Source organism: Alcaligenes sp. NLF5-7 (genome assembly GCF_024266725.1).
GTDB lineage: Bacteria > Pseudomonadota > Gammaproteobacteria > Burkholderiales > Burkholderiaceae_B > Alcaligenes > Alcaligenes phenolicus.
This window is the reverse complement of record NZ_CP100755.1, coordinates 3,808,173-3,825,203: the sequence shown is the minus strand read 5'-3', so window position 1 is coordinate 3,825,203 and position 17,031 is coordinate 3,808,173. Positions and strand designations below refer to the sequence as shown.

Here is a 17,031-nt window from a genome sequence, read left to right as displayed (position 1 = left end):
GCAAAGGCAGATGACTGCTATTTGACCAGTTCCTGTTCCGTAGGGAGCGGAGGCGCACACTACTGCTCAAATTCTGCAGCTCACTACGCCTCTGTGCGCGAGATCGGTGCAGAAAAAACGGTGAGTCCGGCGGCTTCCAGTATCCTCTTGCGTACAGGAGAGTATGGAGACCTGTGAAAATACGCATGGATGAAATCGCGATCAAGTCCAATCCGGCTCAATAGAATCGCGTGATAGAGCATTCTAACCGCTTCATTAAGCGTGTGCATTTTCTGTATGAACTCGCTATAACCGCCGTCGCGTTGACCACCAAAGTGAGCGACCTGATTGCGAAGGTCGGCGCACTCTTTGGAGAAGGCACGTAGTTCCTTTGGCTCAAGCCCTATATCAAGCTCAGTAAATGTGGAAAATAGACGCTCTTCAAGGCTCGGTTCGCACGCATTTTTGAGCCGTACACTCAACCAGTTACGATCCTTTTTAAGCTGCACATTCTCAATAATGCGGGCAATTTTCTCCTCAAGTTTCGCCTGTGTGACAGAAGCGCCAACCCTCCGATGCAGCGACTCAAGGCCAAAAATTGCTGTAGAGAACCTATTCTCAAGGTAGAGGGCCGGGCTCCGTCGAATACCAAGATACAGGTACAAGCCAGGCCCAAGGATGTCTTGCTGCGCTTCTAGGGTGGAGAGCAGAGTTCCAAAGCTGTCTGTCAACCATGTCAACGCCGCCCAAGACTTAAAGATATCCACTTTCTGAGAATCCGACCGACGTCGTTCGAAATAGTAGCGCCCTACTTCATTGCCATACCGCACTGTGGGCCAAGGCAAGGCCACGTCGACATCAGCGAGCAAGAGAAAAAGATCCTCCAGCAAGTGAAATTCTTCGCGAATAGACTCAAGACTGCAAGGCACCTTCGGTTCAACCTCCAAGAAGGTCTCTTGCTTGATGGTTGCTGACTGAAGCCAGATATCTGCAGGTGCAGTGTGCCTGATTTTTGTTTCTAGGCGTACCGTCCTATCCGATAGCTTGAACGTGTATGTCTTGGGTTTAGAGGCACGAGCTGTAGCACCGCGCTTTGTTTTGCTGACCTTCACTGCTGGTTCGCTTGCCCAGCGCTCCAAGGCGTCGAGCCCTATCATTAAGTTTGTGACTGCATCCAGCTCAGGAAAATTATTAAAACTGTTAAAAACAACAGTTTCTCGTGCCAGATATTTCTGATGAGAAAACGTGTTGCTTAACGTCGTGCCGCCACTCTCAATCCGACGCAGGAATACATAGCGACTGTCCTTCAAGACACCAAAGATGCATCTTTCTGTGCCAATAGGTTTGAGATTAAGGGGGATTCCAGCAGAGGTGTCGTCAGGCAACAATCCTATTAGCGAAAGCGTAGAGATGCCGTTTTCCGCAATCTCAAGGGTGCCCGCCACCGGCTCCTTGCTGTCGTCGTCGATTTCACCAGGCATGTACCAATTGAACACACCGTCAATCCTAATAATAGGCTCACTCACTTCCCCTCCTTTTTCATCTTTACACTAGCGCATTCTGCAGATATTTTTTGATCTTCAGCTTGAGAAATGCATTCCACGGCCCACAAACAGATTATTAAAAATATTATGAAAATCTCAGATTGATGGGCCCAGCCAATAGCAGTAGAGATGCTCATCATGCCTCGACAACCAAATGTAGCTAATTTAAATATTTAGCCTGTCTGATGACTGAAATGGTACCTCTTGGTAGCGCCGAGTCAGTGGCCGATTTTGGACGATAGCTGGCATTATAGGATTTTGTTCAGATTTTGTTACTGCTGCCGTATTCCCTCCTAAACCCCCGATCCCCCACCATGAACACCTTGCGGCCGGCCGGGGGGATATTGCACAGGAAGCCTGGCACCACGACGCCCCGCAGTTTGAAGGCCTTGTCTTGAGGTTGTGCCGCATCGACTGCGGACTTGGTGAGCTTGATCTTCGCCATGATGACTCCTATGAAAGCCCGGTTTCCAAGAGCCGCATGGGAGCCACGCGAGGGGAAGCCGGGTCAAGTTTCGGAAAGCACCAGCATATGTTGATGTCACCTAAGTGATTGATAAACTTGCTGTATCGAACCTTGGCGTAGTCCAGCGAATTGCGATGCTGGAGTCATCGTGAAACAAAAAAAAAGCCCCTCATATTGAGGGGCAAAGTGAAAAGGAAAAGTATGCTATGCGTTGGCCAACAACTGCTTGGCCAACTGGACTTCAATGCTGTCACCGGCATCATTCAGAACATCCAAGCCACAATCAGGCATATCCCCTGACGTTGACTGCGTAACAGCGATCTTCTTGGCCATCAGCCTTAAACACTCCACCTGGCTGGAACCTGAGTAGCCCAAGAACACGACCTTGACTGGATTCTTCTGGCCAATCCGCCATGACCGTCTGGCCGCCTGCATTAACGTGTAGACATTAAAGCCAGATTGCATGAACACAATCGTAGGAAACTCCAGCAGATCCAGGCCAGTCTTGACCAGCTCTGGATTGGTGACAAGGACGTCAATACCCCGCTCCACCTGGTCAGCAACCCAGTCTTCGCGTTGAGCTGCGTCAACAGAAGCACGCAACACAGCAACTTTGAAGCCGTTCATCTCAAGGTGGCTTTTGAGTCGAGCGGTGGTGTCACGTGTACCCGAGTAAATCGAGTACACCAGCACCTTTCTTCCTTGGGCCTTCTCCTGTTTGCACAGATCCAAGAGCTGTTGCTCTTTGGGGGTAAGCTCAGACTCCTGAAAAACAGGCCCTTGCGAAAACAAGACTGCCTTACTTCGAGGGTGCCGGACGGTTTCTGGGCGAAAGCAGCACTCTGGCCAAGCCAGTAGCGTATTCATCACAACCCCAAGCAAGCTATTGTCCTTTTGGGCCAACGCCTTCTTGAGCTCGTACACCAGGTGCTTTGCCATGCGCTGATAGGCCTCATCCTGCGCCTGGCTCATTGGTACGTTAATGAAGTGCTCGTCATAGTCAGGCAAGACGTTCTGGCCAATGTCGCGCAGCTTCAAGAAAACGGTGATCGGCACTACATACCGCATAATGCCAACCGGACCAAAGCCAGGAGCTTTACTGGTCCGTACCGTCATCTGCTTACCTTTAGCAGTGCGATGCGATGGGCCAGTGCTTTCCTTGTACACGTCTTTGAGCACGCCATGCTCACGCATGAACGCCATAGCTGCGCTTCCCATTGACCCATTACGAGCAGGTTTGAAGCCATCTTGAATCATCTGTGTCGGATTTATTCTCCACAAAAGATGAAACAAGTCATCGGCATAGCCCCCCATCAGTGTCCCAGTGAGCAGCAGTGTTTTTTGGCATTGGCTGGCCAGCACGCCCATGGCCTGGCCTTGGGCTGAGCCCTCATTTTTGTATTCATGGCCTTCATCTACAACCAAAAGACCGAAATACCCACGAGGCAAGTAGCGTTTGATGAACTCAGTGGCTTGATAGCCCCCCTCCCCTATACTGAACTCAAAGGACGCGAGGGATCGCTCCATACGCATGGCCTGCCGATCGGAGAAAACAAGCTCGCCAGACTCATCCATGAGGTTGAGAAACTCATAGACGTTGTCGTCGAGCATTCCCCCAAGCAGATCCTCTCCAAAAATCGAGAGCAATTTGCGAGCGGTTTTATCTCCGATCGTCGGCATTTGCTTCAAGGCACCCAATACCAGATCGTGCATGGAGTCGATACGCTTACCTGCACGAATCAACGTCCAAAGCGTGCTATCGCAGTGGCTGCATTTACAACGTCTGTCTGCAAGCATGAGTGCGGCCGCCTCAGCGGAGAGCGGCATCATTTCACCATCCGCATTCTCACGTTCGATGGGTTCCATGCAATCAGGGCAACAAGCAAACCTAAACCGTTGACCATCTTGCAATACCTGGCGAGTCAAAAATGCCGGTTTCCAGTGAAACCCCATGCGCATACGCACACGCCCAAGCACAAAGAACTCTGGCTTGCTGGTTTTCAAACCCAGGGCATTTCGTAGCGCCAACAGTTTGCGTAGCGTATCTGGCCCATTCAGAATCCAAACCTTAGCACTAGGGACGGTGGCCAGGATCTCACGTCGCCACTTATAGACCAGGTGAGGCGGCGACACGATCAGGGTACGTGGATGCGTACTCTGCATTAAAGCCGCAACACATATGGCCATCATGGTTTTGCCCGTGCCCATATCCGCATTGAGTACCGCTGCCGGTTCATTGTGATCCAACAACAGCTTCACAACAGCGTGTACAGCATGGGCCTGGGCTTCAAATGGATGACGGGTCAGATTGTCCAGAGCGTGTTGCCGCGCACGCCAAACGGGAGTTTGAGTGTCCAGGTCCGGATCGTAAATAGGCGGGTTCTGGCGACGGACTTGCTCCAACAAGCCCTCACCAAACTGATCAATAAAATTGGCCAGAGGCATATGCAGCTCATCGGCATCTTGCTCTGGGGTATCTAGCTGGGGATGTATAGCGCCCATACTGGCTCTCCACAAAAGGGATACGGGGAGCCAGCGGGGCTGCTCCCCGCATGGGTTGGAAAAAACTTAGGAAAGGCTGGATCCGGAAATCAGCCAATCAGCTTAGAAAATTACAACTACAAACGTAGGCGCCCTTCCCTGACCCCATCAGAGATGAAATCAAGAAAATGCTCACTTAGGCTCACCCGAACTGCCTTGACAGGGCCAAGCGTGGGATACAAATCGCTGCCCATTATCTGCACAGCTTGCTTATCACGGCACCAAGCCAGCACTTCAGCACGCCAATGGTCTAAAAGAGCCACCGGCGACAAGCTTTTGATCAGTTGCCAGGCACGACCAAAGAGATCATGCTCCTGAGCTTCGTTAAGGCTGACCAAGTCGCTCACTGCTGAGTAGTACAGAGCCCAACCGATTCGATTGGCACGGTCTGGCTCCTGTAGATTCTTGTCAAATACCCACAGTTGCCCCAGAGGACCAAACAGGTTTTGCTTAGGCAACCTGCCGGTGTGTTTGCCTAAGCGATCCACACCGCCAACCTCCACTAAGTGGCGTTGGCCATCATCGCCGCGCAAGTGAAAGCGTTGTATACCGCCTTCCTTATTGCCCAACTGCATCGCAGCCATGAATTGCATCAGCGAGCCATCGCGTCCATACAGCGAAACGAACAAAAAGCGACCGTCCGACTCTCGGATGCAGGCATCTGCCCAGACTTCAGGAAACTCCTCCACTTGGTACATCACCGAGCTCCATAAAAATGCGACAGACTTCTTGCTCGTAAAGATGAGGGAAGAAGCCTGTCCGCGTGGTTTAGAGAGATGGTCAAACTGAACGTACAGCAAACGAGCCGTCAGCTTGATGAAGGATGTCCCGATTACCCACGTTGCTCCAGGAATCACGTTCGACCTCAGTGAACATACTTGCTGGCACAGTAATCTTGAGCCGGTGCAACACCGCTTTAAAGTGCTCCAGGCTCAAACCAAATGGGTTGGATTCATAAAGATTGCTATACAGGTACTGCTCATCAAACGTGGTCACGTCCGGATCAACAAAATCCGCCCGCTTTTCGATGACCAGAAAATAATGACCCAAAGGCCTATCCCAGCCCAAGAGCACAGTGACGGGATGATCTTTGTACGTGGTTTCAAAATAATGACGACTCATGACAAACTCCAGAAAATGAGTCGCAACGCCCCATAAGGGCCGCAGCGACCCCATGGGTACAGGTTAAAAACGCCCAAATGCGGGCTAAACAAACAAGAAATGACTCAAGTTACAGGTCGCCGTGCTCAGCGAACGAATAGCTAGTTGTGTCGGCTGAAGGCCCGACGATCAAATGGTCCAGAACCCTTACATCGATCAGCTCCAATGCTTTTTTAAGCCGCTCAGTAAGTTGGCGGTCTACCTGGCTAGGCTCTAACTTTCCGCTTGGATGGTTGTGAGCCAAAATGACCGCGCCAGCATTGTTTTTGAGCACCTCTTTAACGACCTCACGAGGATAGACAGCCGTCTGGTTCAGGGTGCCTTGGAACAATTCCCGATACTGGATCAGGCGAAGCTGGTTGTCTAAAAAGAAAACAGCGAAAACCTCATGTTCTAGGCCAGCCAAACGAGCGACAGCATAGCGTTCCGCAATGCTCGGGGTTGCCATGGGAACTCCCGAAGGCACTAAAGACACAATCGCCTCACGTGCTGCCTCCAATATCTGCCCTGGAGTCGCCAACACGTAGTGCCCATGCGCATCAGCAACATGCAATTGCGCGGGTTTAGGCGCTGCCTGAGCGTATACAGACGGCGCGATGGGTAAAATCGACGGATTGAAAGAAGACATGGGTATCTCCAAAAAGCTGGAGACATCCGGCCCCTTGAGGACGGATGTCCCCAAGGGATAAGACGAGGCTGCTGACATGCCATGCATGACTGCAGCAGATAAGAAAAACTACCCAGGCAGTCAAAGACCACCTTGATGCGTTTACAGGGTTGAACGCACCTATAGAAACCTCTTTAGGCTAGATGAGAAGGTTTCCCCAAATGGCCTGGTCCAGGCCCCTTGAGGAACCCTTCTAATGAAGGGTGAATAGCGCCAACTACTGGCACCGAGGAATAAAGCATCAGCTGATCTTTACTATCTGACCAAGCCGATGATCGGCAGTAAATTCAATGGCATTGATCGTAGGTACAAACTTATCCAGCATCGTGATGGTCTCTGAAACATTCCCCTTCTCATCCACCTCCAGGTTCTGGATGCGTTCTTTCTTCTTAAAGGTATCTCCCTTAATCAGAAAAATTCGTCCGTCCTTAGATTCAATACAACCAGTCACCTGTCCGGCCGCCAGTGCAAGCGCCAGGTGCCATTGCGTCATCGTACGAAGCGGTCTTCTGTGATTGGTCCGTGCCTGAGAGAAATGAACATCAAAGCCTTGCCACAATAGACTCGCCTTCCATGTATTGAGCTCGTCTTTCAATTGAGCGGCATCGATTCGCACTGCATGAAAGTCAAGCTCCGTATCAGCTGCTGGCACCTGGTAGGGCTCATCATCCCAGACCTCTGGCAATACTTGATCTACGAACTCTCCGGCCTGAGCCTGCGCAAGCCAATCAAGAACGCTTTTACGTGGATGTGTGCTTCGGATTTTGGTCCCGAAGATCACACATTGTTTGAATTGCTGCTCCGGGGCCATAAAAAACCGCAAATTGTCGAAATTACGGGCCAAAAATGCCCGAATCTCAGCATCTAAGGCGTAGTACGGAATGATGTAGATAAGCACCCCGCCCTCAACCAGGAATGATGCCGTTTTCCTCAAGAACGTACGCTCCAGACGCTCGGCTTTGTCAGAGTCGGCGTTGGCTAAGTTCGCCGCATCACTGATTCCAAACCCGTAAGGAGGATTCAGAAACAGTAGGCCAGTACTGCGAGCCTTAACCACGACGTCATGAAGGTCCGCGTGAATAACCCTATCCAAGAGGGTTTTCGCGTGCCAGGCGCGTTCTTTATCAAACTCAACACCCAGAGCTTCAATGCTTACTGAAGCGTCACCAGCACGCTCCTGTAAGCCAAGACGGATGTCAGCCAGCGCCGCACCTTCCCCGCAACATGGGTCAAGCAATCGCATTGGTCTTGATGCTGGCATGAGGAAGTGTTGAATCCGCTGCAAAGTCTCATCATCGGTCGGGTAGTACCCGGCTTTGACGAAGTTGCGAGCCAAGCGGGTGAACAAAAGCGCCATTTCACACCTCCTGACCATCAATGAGCGAGATCTCACGGCCAAACACTAGGCCTGCTGTTTCAGGCGAAGGCTCGCCATTTTGAGAAATCCACCAACTGGGTGGTTGAAGGGGGTAAACAAGCAGCCCAAGGTACGGACCTTGTGAGGCAAAGCAAACGATTCTGCATTCACCAATATTGTTGAACCTGACCATCACAGTTTCGCCAATGGCTGGAACAGGTTCTGGCCCGGTCCAGATCAGTCGATCATCGGTACGGTTTCTGTCAGTGGTGTACAGCGGTAAGGAGAAATAGCGGACAACGATCATGTGGGTCTCCGAAAAATACACAACGAGAGACCCAGACGGATCATCCCGTCGGGAAAGTGAAAGAGGAAAATGCAAACCCATCCTGATGGGTTTGCATGGGTTAGAGGATCAGTACTCCGATGGCAACGTCAGTGTGGTACTGGATCGATCCCATTCTGTAACGATCCAGATTTTGAGTTGGTCGGTGACGCGATACGATGACATCAGTCGCCCTCCACACGCTAGGGACCGCTGGTTAAATCGCCAATCTTCGTGGCACAGATCCCCCCACTCACCAATAGCGTGACGAGCCAGGTACTCACAAGCGTTGATCGTGCCTTCTTGATCCAGCTTGGTAACACCTGGCGTAGCCACAACCACACCGAGTTCAAAGCGCGGCAGCACATCGGCAAGAGGCGAGAGATCGAAGGAATCTCTGCACACTGGTTGAGTCTGTTCAGTCATAGTCGGCCTCACTAAAAAATGCGCAGGCCATACCCATGCGGGTCTGTGCCCGCAGGGCTGAAAATGGGAAAACAAAAGAAAAGCGAATGTCACCAAGCCTATGAAAGACCTGGTATACATTCGCTAATTTGGAGGAGCGGACTCCTCATGGGGCACACCGAGGTAAGCTGAAATGGTCGCGTGCTAAACACTAGGACATGAACATCTTCATGCCGCTTAAGATCAGACCGGCAAAACCAGCCAGCATCAAGCCAAGACGGATTGTCATATCCCGCTTGGTCACCTCGATGTCTTTTCTGGTCACCTCAATGTCGTGCTTCAGTTCAGTGCGAAGCGCGGCAATGTCGTGTTCAACCTTGGCTGTCCACTTCTCCAGCACTTGATCAAGTGTGAGAGCCATAGCACCCTCCATTGCGATGGCCACCTTTTCGGCAACCTCTTGCTTCATACCGGCATCAACCAGGCCCTGCCGCAGCAGGAACAAGTCAGATGGACTCATTGACATATAGTACCGCTTAAAAAATCAAGAGGGCTATCAACCCGCGAGGGTCAAAGCCCCCAAGGGTTAGTTAAAGAATCAAGCGGCTACCAATGTAGCGCCGAATCGCAGCCAATGAAGTGCTTGCAGACGCTGCTTGAGATCACCTGGCAAGCGTTGGGCCAAATCTTGTCGAACAGAGCAACCTTGGACCAGACGTACGAACGAGCACACCTGTGCGGGTGCCAACTCATGTCGAACAGCCAGAAACTGCTCAAATCCCTCTTCATTGGCCTGGGACAGCCAGTCATTAAAGAGGGAATGCAAACTCTTGCGCTGAGCCGTCGTGATAGGGAAAAAATGCAGTTGAGCCATGATCGTCTTCCAAAAAATGGGGACGAACGAGCCCCAGGGGACACGGTGTCCCCACAGGGTTAGTAAGAAGCGCAGGTTAAATCTGCGTGAATGAATAAAGCGAGTTACCCAGGCAGCACTTACTGCCTTGGCGCGTTTACAGGGTTGAACGCACCTGAGTGAAACCATCGTTGGTTTGCTTAGATGATTTCCCTTGCAGGCCGGGCCTGGTTATCCTGGCTCGCAAGGGAACCCATCTAGGTTCCGGGCTTACATAACAAATTAAAATTCATACCCCCTCACCTCCCTTAGCAGATCCAAGGTGTGTGTCACCGAAATGGAGGTCCTGGTGACAAATGAAACGGCGCGCAAGGTACGTGGCTGATTTTGCTATCACCAGCTCCGGCTTAGCGCAAAAGCTGCGGGCGCATGGGGACGCCGCCTCCCAGATTCAACGATGCACCCATGCACTGTGCGGTCTGGCTCATGGTCTCGATCGCATCAAGAACATAAGTCAAACCGCCACCTTTGGGCGGTTTAGAAATGTGGGTTTACTGGGCAAACCAGATTTGTTGCTTCGCATCGAAACGGTAGCCATGACGTTGGCCAAGTTCAGCTGCTTGCCGTCGTAGCAGCGCACGCTCTACAGTCGCATCAAGTTTGATGGGATCTCGGTTGGCAATGGCATGGAGCATTTCTGCATCAAGCAACCCATCATTCTCTCCCTGCGTAGACTCCAGTGGCACAGAATTCAAAGACCCTGACTGAGGCTTCCCACCCTTATTAAAGTGGCTGAAGTCTTTTGCGGTAGATGGCGGGGGTACTGACTTTTTAGAGGCTGCAACCCGTACAGGCCGTTGCTCGTCAATAGGGTCAGGCTCAGCTTGCTCATGAGCAGTCGATAATTCGGCCTGGCTCTCCACTTGTAAGTCGTGCAAACGCGCACGAATCTCTGTCACACCTTTGCCAAACGCGATGTATTGCGACAGATAGATTTCACTAATCCACACAGTTGCCTGGTACTCACCTTCCTCAAACTGATCCAGGAGTGGGTCTTTGACCTTGAACTCACCAAAAGCAGTTGAAAGGTCTGCAACGCAGAACGCACCATTTCGACTTTGCCGAATCCGTTTTACGCGCAGTTGCGCTCCATCTATACGGATCATCGTGATCTCCTTCATAAAAATAGGGAGACCACGTCCAGCCGGAAGAGATCTCCCGGTGGGGTGTGAAATGAAAGTACCCGTGCAGCTTACGCCGGACGGGTACAGGGGGGCTTAAATGGTGGCTATCCAACTTGCGATCAGATAGTACTTTGGAGCACGTGAGGTTCCAGTTTGAACGTGCAATTCAACGGACGTACTCGTGTGAGATGTACCCCAACTCTATACAGAGCGTTCACGTTTCAGGGGTTGACGTGTCGTGCCCGAAGGCGACCAGGTTATTCAAGTGACACCTGAAAACACTCGCAAAACCGGATTAGTTTAGTCGCTAACCTTTCCATCATCAAGGAGAAGAAAACCCTCGCACAGCCCCTAGCGGGAACAGTAACGAGGGTTTCGATGAGGCATTAAAAGTTAAGCGACGCTCTGATGGGCATAGCTTGCAGCGTATTGAAGCGCACTACTTGCTCCATATCCTGCTTGATATGCAACAGCGCCTTGGTTCACGGGCACTGGAGTGCTGTTGAACTTTGGAGTTGCTGGACCTCGAGCGTTTTCCTGTGGTGCTTTATTTTCAGACTGGTCTTGCTCAGGCACATTCTGAGAAGATTCATCCTCGGTCGAGGAGTTCTGCAAAGGAGCTTCCTCCTGAAAAGGAATGTTATCCATGCTGGACTCTTCTTGCAATTCACGTCGGAAAATATTAACGCCATCAACAGTAACACTGTTGATCAACAACAGACGTCCCTTGATAAGTGCGGCAGGCTCTTGCTCGCCAGTTGTACGTCCCTTCTCATCTCGAAGGTTGCGCATGTAAACGTGTGTGTAGATATCACCCACACGAAACGATACGAAAACCTTACGTTTCGCCTCGACATCACCCATGAGCTTTTCCACCATTTCAATGGCTTCGCTCCCAGAGACCCGTAGGTCAAAGTAGGTGTAGTCAGGTTCATCCGTATTTCCACGCACGGCGGAAATCGAGCAAGCAAGAAAGGGTTGTGCCTTGCGGCCAGAACCTTTGGTTTCAACCCAGCGTACACGGTTCAGATAACCGAGACCGTTCACGTGAAGATTGAAGTGGTTGGAAGTTTGAGTGGAAGCGGTAGTCATGATGGTGAACTCCAGAAAATGGACTGGAGGAACACGCACCCACCCAAGAGCCGAATGGCCTGGACAGGGAAAGCGGATTCCCTGTCCGGGTAGCAAAGAAGAAGATGTACTCTGGTACTGCCCTAGAGGATCAGTACGTGCGTCTTTCAAGAGTTGAGACGCCGCTGTCAGGAGCCTTACGGCCATGCACAGCGATAAACTATCAACACCTTCTTTTTTTGTCAATACTATTTCTCAAATTGTTGGATGCTCCTAAGAGTTAGACATGGAGAAATACTAAGCAGTCAAAATGCAATGCCAGAATGACTATATCTCAACTGGCCGTCAGCCAAATTCGGCTGAAAAAGTCCAATTTGAGTTACATTTGTAATCTCTTGACGCTTGAGGACCCAGATCTCAAGTCTCTATCTGTCACTTTTTTCAGGAAACATCTTAAAAGGCAATCGAATAGGCTATATCCGCGTCAGCAGCTTTGAACAAAACCCTGCTCGCCAGCCTGAACACGCCTTGGTCGATAAAGTGTTTGCAGATCAAGCATCAGGCTAGGACACCCATCGCGGCGTGCATAACGAGCTCATCAAAGAACACACGACTCTCACCGGCGAAGACTCGCTGATGGCAAGCTTTATGCTGTCTGTGATAGGCGCATTTGCTAAGGAATCTCTGAACAATTCCCCCGCGCAACGGTAAACTTCGTCTGTCACACCCTCACGAGTCTGTTCATCATGAGCCAACTGAGTTTTTCTGAAGCGGAATTTGCCGGTAAGCGCAAGCAGACACGCCGTGAGAAGTTCTTGAACGAGATGGATCGCACGGTGCCGTGGGATTACCTGGCCGGTGAGATTGCCAAGCACTACCCGCAAGAAGGCAAGGTGGGTCGCCAGCCGTATCCCATTGAGACGATGCTGCGGATTCACTTCATGCAGCAATGGTTCAACCTGAGCGACCCGGCGATGGAAGAGGCGTTGTACGACAGTTTTTCGATGCGCCAGTTCGCCAAGCTGCCCGGTGGTCGTGCGCCGGACGAGACGACGATTCTGAACTTTCGTCACCTGCTTGAGAAGCACAACATTGCCGAAGAAATGTTCGAAGGCGTGAACCTGCTGCTGCAAGACTATGGGCTGATGGTGCGCCGGGGAACGATTGTGGACGCGACGATCATCGATGCGCCCAGCTCGACGAAGAACGCCCAGGGCGCGCGGGACCCCGAGATGCACCAGACCAAGAAAGGCAATAACTATTTCTTCGGCATGAAGGCGCACATTGGGGTCGATCTGCATACGGGCCTGGTGCATTCGATGGTAGGTACCGCGGCCAACGTGGCGGATGTGACGCAGGTCGATGGGCTGCTGCACGGTGAGGAAGAACTGGTCTTGGGTGATGCGGGCTATCAAGGTGTGGGCAAGCGCGAAGAACATCGAAACAAATTGACGCAGGCCCCTACCTTCAGTGCTCGATAATGCTCAAGAATCTCTTTACAGCCATACCTGCTGGCACCAGCAATGAAACGTTCGACGATCTGCTGAACGTTCCCGGCCTGCGCATTGAGCGCATTGTGTCTTACGGGCAGGCAAGCCCACCCGGCTTCTGGTACGAACAGGACAAAGACGAATGGGTCATGGTTTTGCAGGGCAAAGCGTCACTTCAAGTTGAAGGCCGCGACACCCTGGTTCTGCTGGAGCCGGGCGACCACTACTGGATACCCGCCGGCCTCAGGCATCGCGTAGATTCGACGGCACCGGAGGGCCCCACAATCTGGCTGGCCGTCCACCGCTAATGGATTGAATACTTTGTGCTTTGATGAACGCCTGGGCAGGAGAACAAGGATCGTAAAGCTCCTGTGCTCCGCCCCTGTTGATGCACTATGATTGGGTCGGCCCGAACTGATTCCGCAACAAGTAGGCTCCAAAGTATGGACACTTCATTCTCGCCCTATCGCCGCAGCCTGTTGGGCATAATGGCCGGCGCCTGCCTCCCCTCTGTGTACGCTGCCTCTGCTCCTGTTTTCAGCGTGCAGACCGAACCCTCATTGGCACATTGCATCGCCCTACTGCATGGCGCTTTGAAGGCCGCCGGGTTTCGAGCCTCGCTAGCCAATGCACCACACGCCTCTGAAGCACGCAATCTTCACGAAACAACGGCCGGACGTATCCACATCAATCTCCTTCCTGCGTCTCCCGCTCGACTGGACATGGTGCGACGGGGAGACTTGAGAATGATTCCGGTGCCTCTTGAGCGCGGGCTGCTGGGGTGGCGTACATCGTTTGTCCTGGACAGCCAGGAAAAGACTTTGCGCCATATCCGGAATCTCGACGACCTGCGGAAATTGACGATCGGGCAGGGCGCAGGCTGGTGGGATGCAGAGGTCTACCGTGCCGCTGGTATCACTACGCGCGAGGTTCAGGCCTGGCGTAACGGCGAGTTCGCAGAACAGATGAAGACAGGAGTGATTGACCTGTTTCCATTGGGGCTGGAAGAGTCCCTGAGTTATTTCTTGCCGCATTTTCGTCAGCATCGCCAACAACTCAGACTGGAAACGTCGTTATTGCTCCGTTACCCCTGGTATCGCTTCGTCTGGGTATCGCCCCACCCCAGCGCTGATGAGCTGTATGAAGCCCTGCAACACGGCTTCGACCTGATTTGCGACAACGGCGAATTCGAGTCGATCTGGAACCAGATGCGCCAGATGCCCCCCGCCGGCTCATGGGAAAAGCGCACTGTCATTGACCTGGATAACCCTTTTTACGGGCCCGACATCGTGCCGCAGCGTTACCGCCACCTGCTGCTCAAGAAAACAATATCGTGATGCCTTCCCGAAAACTTTACACACGGTTCTTGCAGCAGTTGTTTCCATTTCTGGCGGTAGCCTATATTCTGGCCGCCTTCTTGACAGCAGCGCTTTACTATCAGAATCAGATCACTGAAGCCGGTAACCAACGCAATAAAACTCTGGACACATTCGCTCATGTCCTGATCAAACCCTTATGGGATTGCAACAGTCTGACCGCCGGCGGCATCATCCATGCCATGATTCTGCAACCTGAGGTACTGGGGGTGAGTGCGCTGGATCAGTGTGCACAGCAGCCGATACAAGCCGGCGTCGCGCCTGAACCTGGCGACAAAGACACATTGACGACCACACTGCGATATACCGACGAAACAGGCCGTGTTCACGACTTGGGTGAGTTGCGCATCGCATTTCATCCCATTTCAATTTTTACCGCTGCTTCCCGCAGCCTGGTGCCGCAGCTGGCCGTCTTTTTATCGATGCTGGCAGCAGTACTGGCCAGCGTGCTCTGGACCGTCAACCGAACGATAGGGTCCCCGCTATCAACGTTGCGCCAAGCCATGCGTGAACACCGGCCTCTGACCCCCATCCCGGACGACTGGACCGAAGAATTGAGCGAGGTCACCCAAACTTACAACACTCAGTTGCATGATCTGCGCCGTCAGGCGAGGCACGACCCGTTGACCGGACTAGCCAACCGCCTGCTGCTGGAAGAATATCTGAACCGCACCATCCTTCAAGTCGAGCGCAAGGGGTCTCAAGGCCATGTACTTCTGCTTGATCTGGACAAATTCAAACCTATCAATGACTCGTTGGGCCACGCCGCCGGAGATGAGGTGCTGCGTACGGTTGCCCAACGCCTGCTGGCCTGTGTGCGCAGCACCGACATCGTTGCCAGGCTGGGAGGCGACGAATTCGTCATCGTCACCAGCGATATCCCGTCGTCTCCAGAGCCTGACAACATCAACGCGCTGGTGAAACGCATCGAGCAGGCCATGAGTGAAACACTTGACTGGCAAGGAAACACGATAGAGATTGCCTGCAGTATCGGATGGACCCGGTTTGGACCGGAGGGCAGCACCACCACCGCCCTGCTGGCGCAGGCAGATGCTGAAATGTATCGGGTAAAAATGACTAAATGACAGATGTAGAACGACTCTGGCGTGCAGCAGGGCTAACAATCAACGGTCGGTATTCCGGCCGGTTATTGGTTTGAAAGAACCTTCAATTCTCACCACATCAGATCATCGGGAATCTTGTATTCCGCATACGGGTCGTCTTCGGCCGGCCGTGATTCGGTTTTTTTGACCCGAACGACGATATCGGGGTCGCGTTCGGCGATTTTATCGGCCACAACCCGGGGAACCAGTTCGGCGGTATCAGCGGGCTTGACGATAACCAGCTGCCCGGCCGCCAATTGGTCTCTTACCGCTGCCGACACATAAATGCGTTCGATCTTGCTGCCGTAGGTGTAGTTGTAAGCGATATCGCCACCGCCCCTGCCCTGACGGCTTTGCTGGATCATCTGCTGAATCTGCGCCTGGATGGCTTTCTTCTGAGCTTCAGCATCACGCTGTGCATTAAGTTCGCGCACCGTTTCACGTTGCTTTTGCTGGGCTTCCAGCGCAGCCTGACGAGACTCGTCCAATTCCTGCACGCCAGTGCGGCGTTGTATTTTCTTCTGCTGACTTTTGTCCTGGTTGGCTCGTTTGATCTTTTTCTGATCGACCAACTTTGCCTTCAAGAGCTGCTCTTGCAACGAAACCATCTGCATTGTCCTGAAAAAATCGTATCTGTGAATCAGCGCGCCGGGGGCGAGTTAGCGCTTGGCGCCAAACAAAGAACTGCCGAGTTTTACAAGATCATTCAGGCCGAGTTGACCGTCACCGTCCTGATCCAACAGATTACCTATCAAACCACCCACTGCGCCACCCTGCTGCTGTGCCTGCTGGCGCTCCTGGTTCAGTGTACGGCCCAATGCATCGGCGTCAAGGTGGTTTGCCTGTACTCGCTGCGCGAGGAAGCTCATCACAATGGGCGCCAGCAATTTCAGCAGATCGCCGCTGTGGTTGCCGATTCCGGTCGCCTGTCCCAGGCCTGTTTCGACGCGTTCTTGCTGCCCCTGACCAAATATATGGCCCAATATGGCGGCGCCATCACGGTTACCGCTTTGGCCCCCACCCAGCAAGCCGCTCAACAACTGCCCGACACCGCCATTGCCCGCATGATCGCGCTGCAAAGCCTGCATCAGGGAATCGGCACCGCCTTGCTGAGCGTTTCGGCCCAGTGCCGAAAACAGCAATGGCAGTGCTGCGTTGACGGCCGACGAGGTTTGCGCCGTGTCGGTATTGAGCTGCTTCGACAGCTGCTGCATGGGTGCGCCCTCTAGTTGCGCGAGAAGTTCTCTGGAAAGCGAAGTGAGGTCGTTCATGGCCGGCGTCCTTAAGCAATGGCGGTGACAGGGAAAGAGTCCAGGCTGAATCATACGAAATGCCAGGCTTTCACAGTGCAAACAACTGTCAGGCCTGAACGGACCTTCCGCTATTGCGGCCAGATGATCGCCATAGCCCGGCCGCCTTCAAGGTTCCACAATAGGCCTTTAAGGAATCTCTGAACAATTCCCCCGCGCAACGGTAAACTTCGTCTGTCACACCCTCACGAGTCTGTTC

Annotated in this window: 17 protein-coding genes and 3 pseudogenes; 5 read left to right on the top strand and 15 right to left on the bottom strand. The window is 52.6% G+C overall.

The features are described from left to right. Nucleotides 1-83: 83 nt before the first annotated feature. From MID00_RS17615 to MID00_RS17555, 13 genes and pseudogenes are all read right to left on the bottom strand, one after another. Nucleotides 84-1,505: a HEPN domain-containing protein gene (locus tag MID00_RS17615; RefSeq protein WP_254499213.1), complete on the bottom strand. Its 1,422-nt coding sequence runs from the start codon at nucleotides 1,503-1,505 to the stop codon at nucleotides 84-86. Between the two features lie 328 nt (nucleotides 1,506-1,833). After that, nucleotides 1,834-1,968 (bottom strand): annotated as a pseudogene (locus tag MID00_RS17610) (integrase); the annotation flags it as partial. A gap of 225 nt (nucleotides 1,969-2,193) precedes the next feature. Next, nucleotides 2,194-4,491: a DEAD/DEAH box helicase gene (locus tag MID00_RS17605; protein WP_254499212.1), complete on the bottom strand. Its 2,298-nt coding sequence runs from the start codon at nucleotides 4,489-4,491 to the stop codon at nucleotides 2,194-2,196. A gap of 116 nt (nucleotides 4,492-4,607) precedes the next feature. Further along, entirely contained in the window at nucleotides 4,608-5,228 is a 621-nt protein-coding gene (locus MID00_RS17600; RefSeq protein WP_254499211.1) for a hypothetical protein, read from the bottom strand. 82 nt (nucleotides 5,229-5,310) lie between these two features. Continuing rightward, the gene (locus MID00_RS17595) at nucleotides 5,311-5,652 is read right to left on the bottom strand and encodes a hypothetical protein (protein ID WP_254499210.1); all 342 of its coding nucleotides are present in this window, start codon (nucleotides 5,650-5,652) and stop codon (nucleotides 5,311-5,313) included. 109 nt (nucleotides 5,653-5,761) lie between these two features. Beyond that, nucleotides 5,762-6,319, bottom strand: coding sequence for a DNA repair protein RadC (gene radC, locus MID00_RS17590; RefSeq protein ID WP_254499209.1), 558 nt, complete (start codon nucleotides 6,317-6,319; stop codon nucleotides 5,762-5,764). Between the two features lie 280 nt (nucleotides 6,320-6,599). After that, on the bottom strand, nucleotides 6,600-7,715 hold the full coding sequence (locus MID00_RS17585) for a DUF6094 domain-containing protein (protein ID WP_254499208.1): 1,116 nt from the start codon (nucleotides 7,713-7,715) through the stop codon (nucleotides 6,600-6,602). 1 nt (nucleotide 7,716) lies between these two features. Further along, nucleotides 7,717-8,022 carry a hypothetical protein gene (locus MID00_RS17580; RefSeq protein ID WP_254499207.1) on the bottom strand — a complete coding sequence of 102 codons (306 nt, stop codon included), beginning with the start codon at nucleotides 8,020-8,022 and terminating at the stop codon, nucleotides 7,717-7,719. A gap of 108 nt (nucleotides 8,023-8,130) precedes the next feature. Then, complete coding sequence (locus MID00_RS17575; protein WP_254499206.1) at nucleotides 8,131-8,466, bottom strand: hypothetical protein; 336 nt, start codon at nucleotides 8,464-8,466, stop codon at nucleotides 8,131-8,133. Nucleotides 8,467-8,656: 190 nt separating this feature from the next. Then, complete coding sequence (locus MID00_RS17570; protein ID WP_254499205.1) at nucleotides 8,657-8,965, bottom strand: hypothetical protein; 309 nt, start codon at nucleotides 8,963-8,965, stop codon at nucleotides 8,657-8,659. 78 nt (nucleotides 8,966-9,043) lie between these two features. After that, the gene (locus MID00_RS17565; RefSeq protein ID WP_254499204.1) at nucleotides 9,044-9,319 is read right to left on the bottom strand and encodes a hypothetical protein; all 276 of its coding nucleotides are present in this window, start codon (nucleotides 9,317-9,319) and stop codon (nucleotides 9,044-9,046) included. 530 nt (nucleotides 9,320-9,849) lie between these two features. Further along, entirely contained in the window at nucleotides 9,850-10,464 is a 615-nt protein-coding gene (locus tag MID00_RS17560; RefSeq protein WP_254499203.1) for a DUF3275 family protein, read from the bottom strand. A 411-nt stretch (nucleotides 10,465-10,875) separates the two neighbouring features. Next, on the bottom strand, nucleotides 10,876-11,574 hold the full coding sequence (locus MID00_RS17555) for a DUF3577 domain-containing protein (protein WP_254499202.1): 699 nt from the start codon (nucleotides 11,572-11,574) through the stop codon (nucleotides 10,876-10,878). Nucleotides 11,575-12,003: 429 nt separating this feature from the next. Between MID00_RS17555 and MID00_RS17550 the strand changes: the two are divergent. The 5 genes and pseudogenes from MID00_RS17550 to MID00_RS17530 form a co-directional block, all read left to right on the top strand. Next, a pseudogene (locus tag MID00_RS17550) lies at nucleotides 12,004-12,231 on the top strand (recombinase family protein); the annotation flags it as partial. Between the two features lie 68 nt (nucleotides 12,232-12,299). Continuing rightward, nucleotides 12,300-12,992: pseudogene (locus MID00_RS17545) on the top strand (IS5 family transposase); the annotation flags it as partial. A gap of 41 nt (nucleotides 12,993-13,033) precedes the next feature. Next, nucleotides 13,034-13,351, top strand: coding sequence for a cupin domain-containing protein (locus MID00_RS17540; RefSeq protein WP_042489543.1), 318 nt, complete (start codon nucleotides 13,034-13,036; stop codon nucleotides 13,349-13,351). Nucleotides 13,352-13,486: 135 nt separating this feature from the next. Beyond that, nucleotides 13,487-14,380: an amino acid ABC transporter substrate-binding protein gene (locus tag MID00_RS17535; RefSeq protein WP_123794763.1), complete on the top strand. Its 894-nt coding sequence runs from the start codon at nucleotides 13,487-13,489 to the stop codon at nucleotides 14,378-14,380. Further along, nucleotides 14,380-15,504: a GGDEF domain-containing protein gene (locus MID00_RS17530; RefSeq protein ID WP_042489545.1), complete on the top strand. Its 1,125-nt coding sequence runs from the start codon at nucleotides 14,380-14,382 to the stop codon at nucleotides 15,502-15,504. Before MID00_RS17535 ends, MID00_RS17530 begins: the two co-directional genes overlap by 1 nt. Nucleotides 15,505-15,593: 89 nt before the next feature. On the opposite strand, the gene MID00_RS17525 is transcribed toward MID00_RS17530, so the two are convergent. Both MID00_RS17525 and MID00_RS17520 read right to left on the bottom strand, forming a co-directional pair. Further along, nucleotides 15,594-16,130 carry a DUF2058 domain-containing protein gene (locus tag MID00_RS17525; protein WP_042489547.1) on the bottom strand — a complete coding sequence of 179 codons (537 nt, stop codon included), beginning with the start codon at nucleotides 16,128-16,130 and terminating at the stop codon, nucleotides 15,594-15,596. Nucleotides 16,131-16,181: 51 nt separating this feature from the next. Continuing rightward, nucleotides 16,182-16,793: a DUF937 domain-containing protein gene (locus MID00_RS17520; protein WP_042489548.1), complete on the bottom strand. Its 612-nt coding sequence runs from the start codon at nucleotides 16,791-16,793 to the stop codon at nucleotides 16,182-16,184. Between the last annotated feature and the right edge of the window lie 238 nt (nucleotides 16,794-17,031).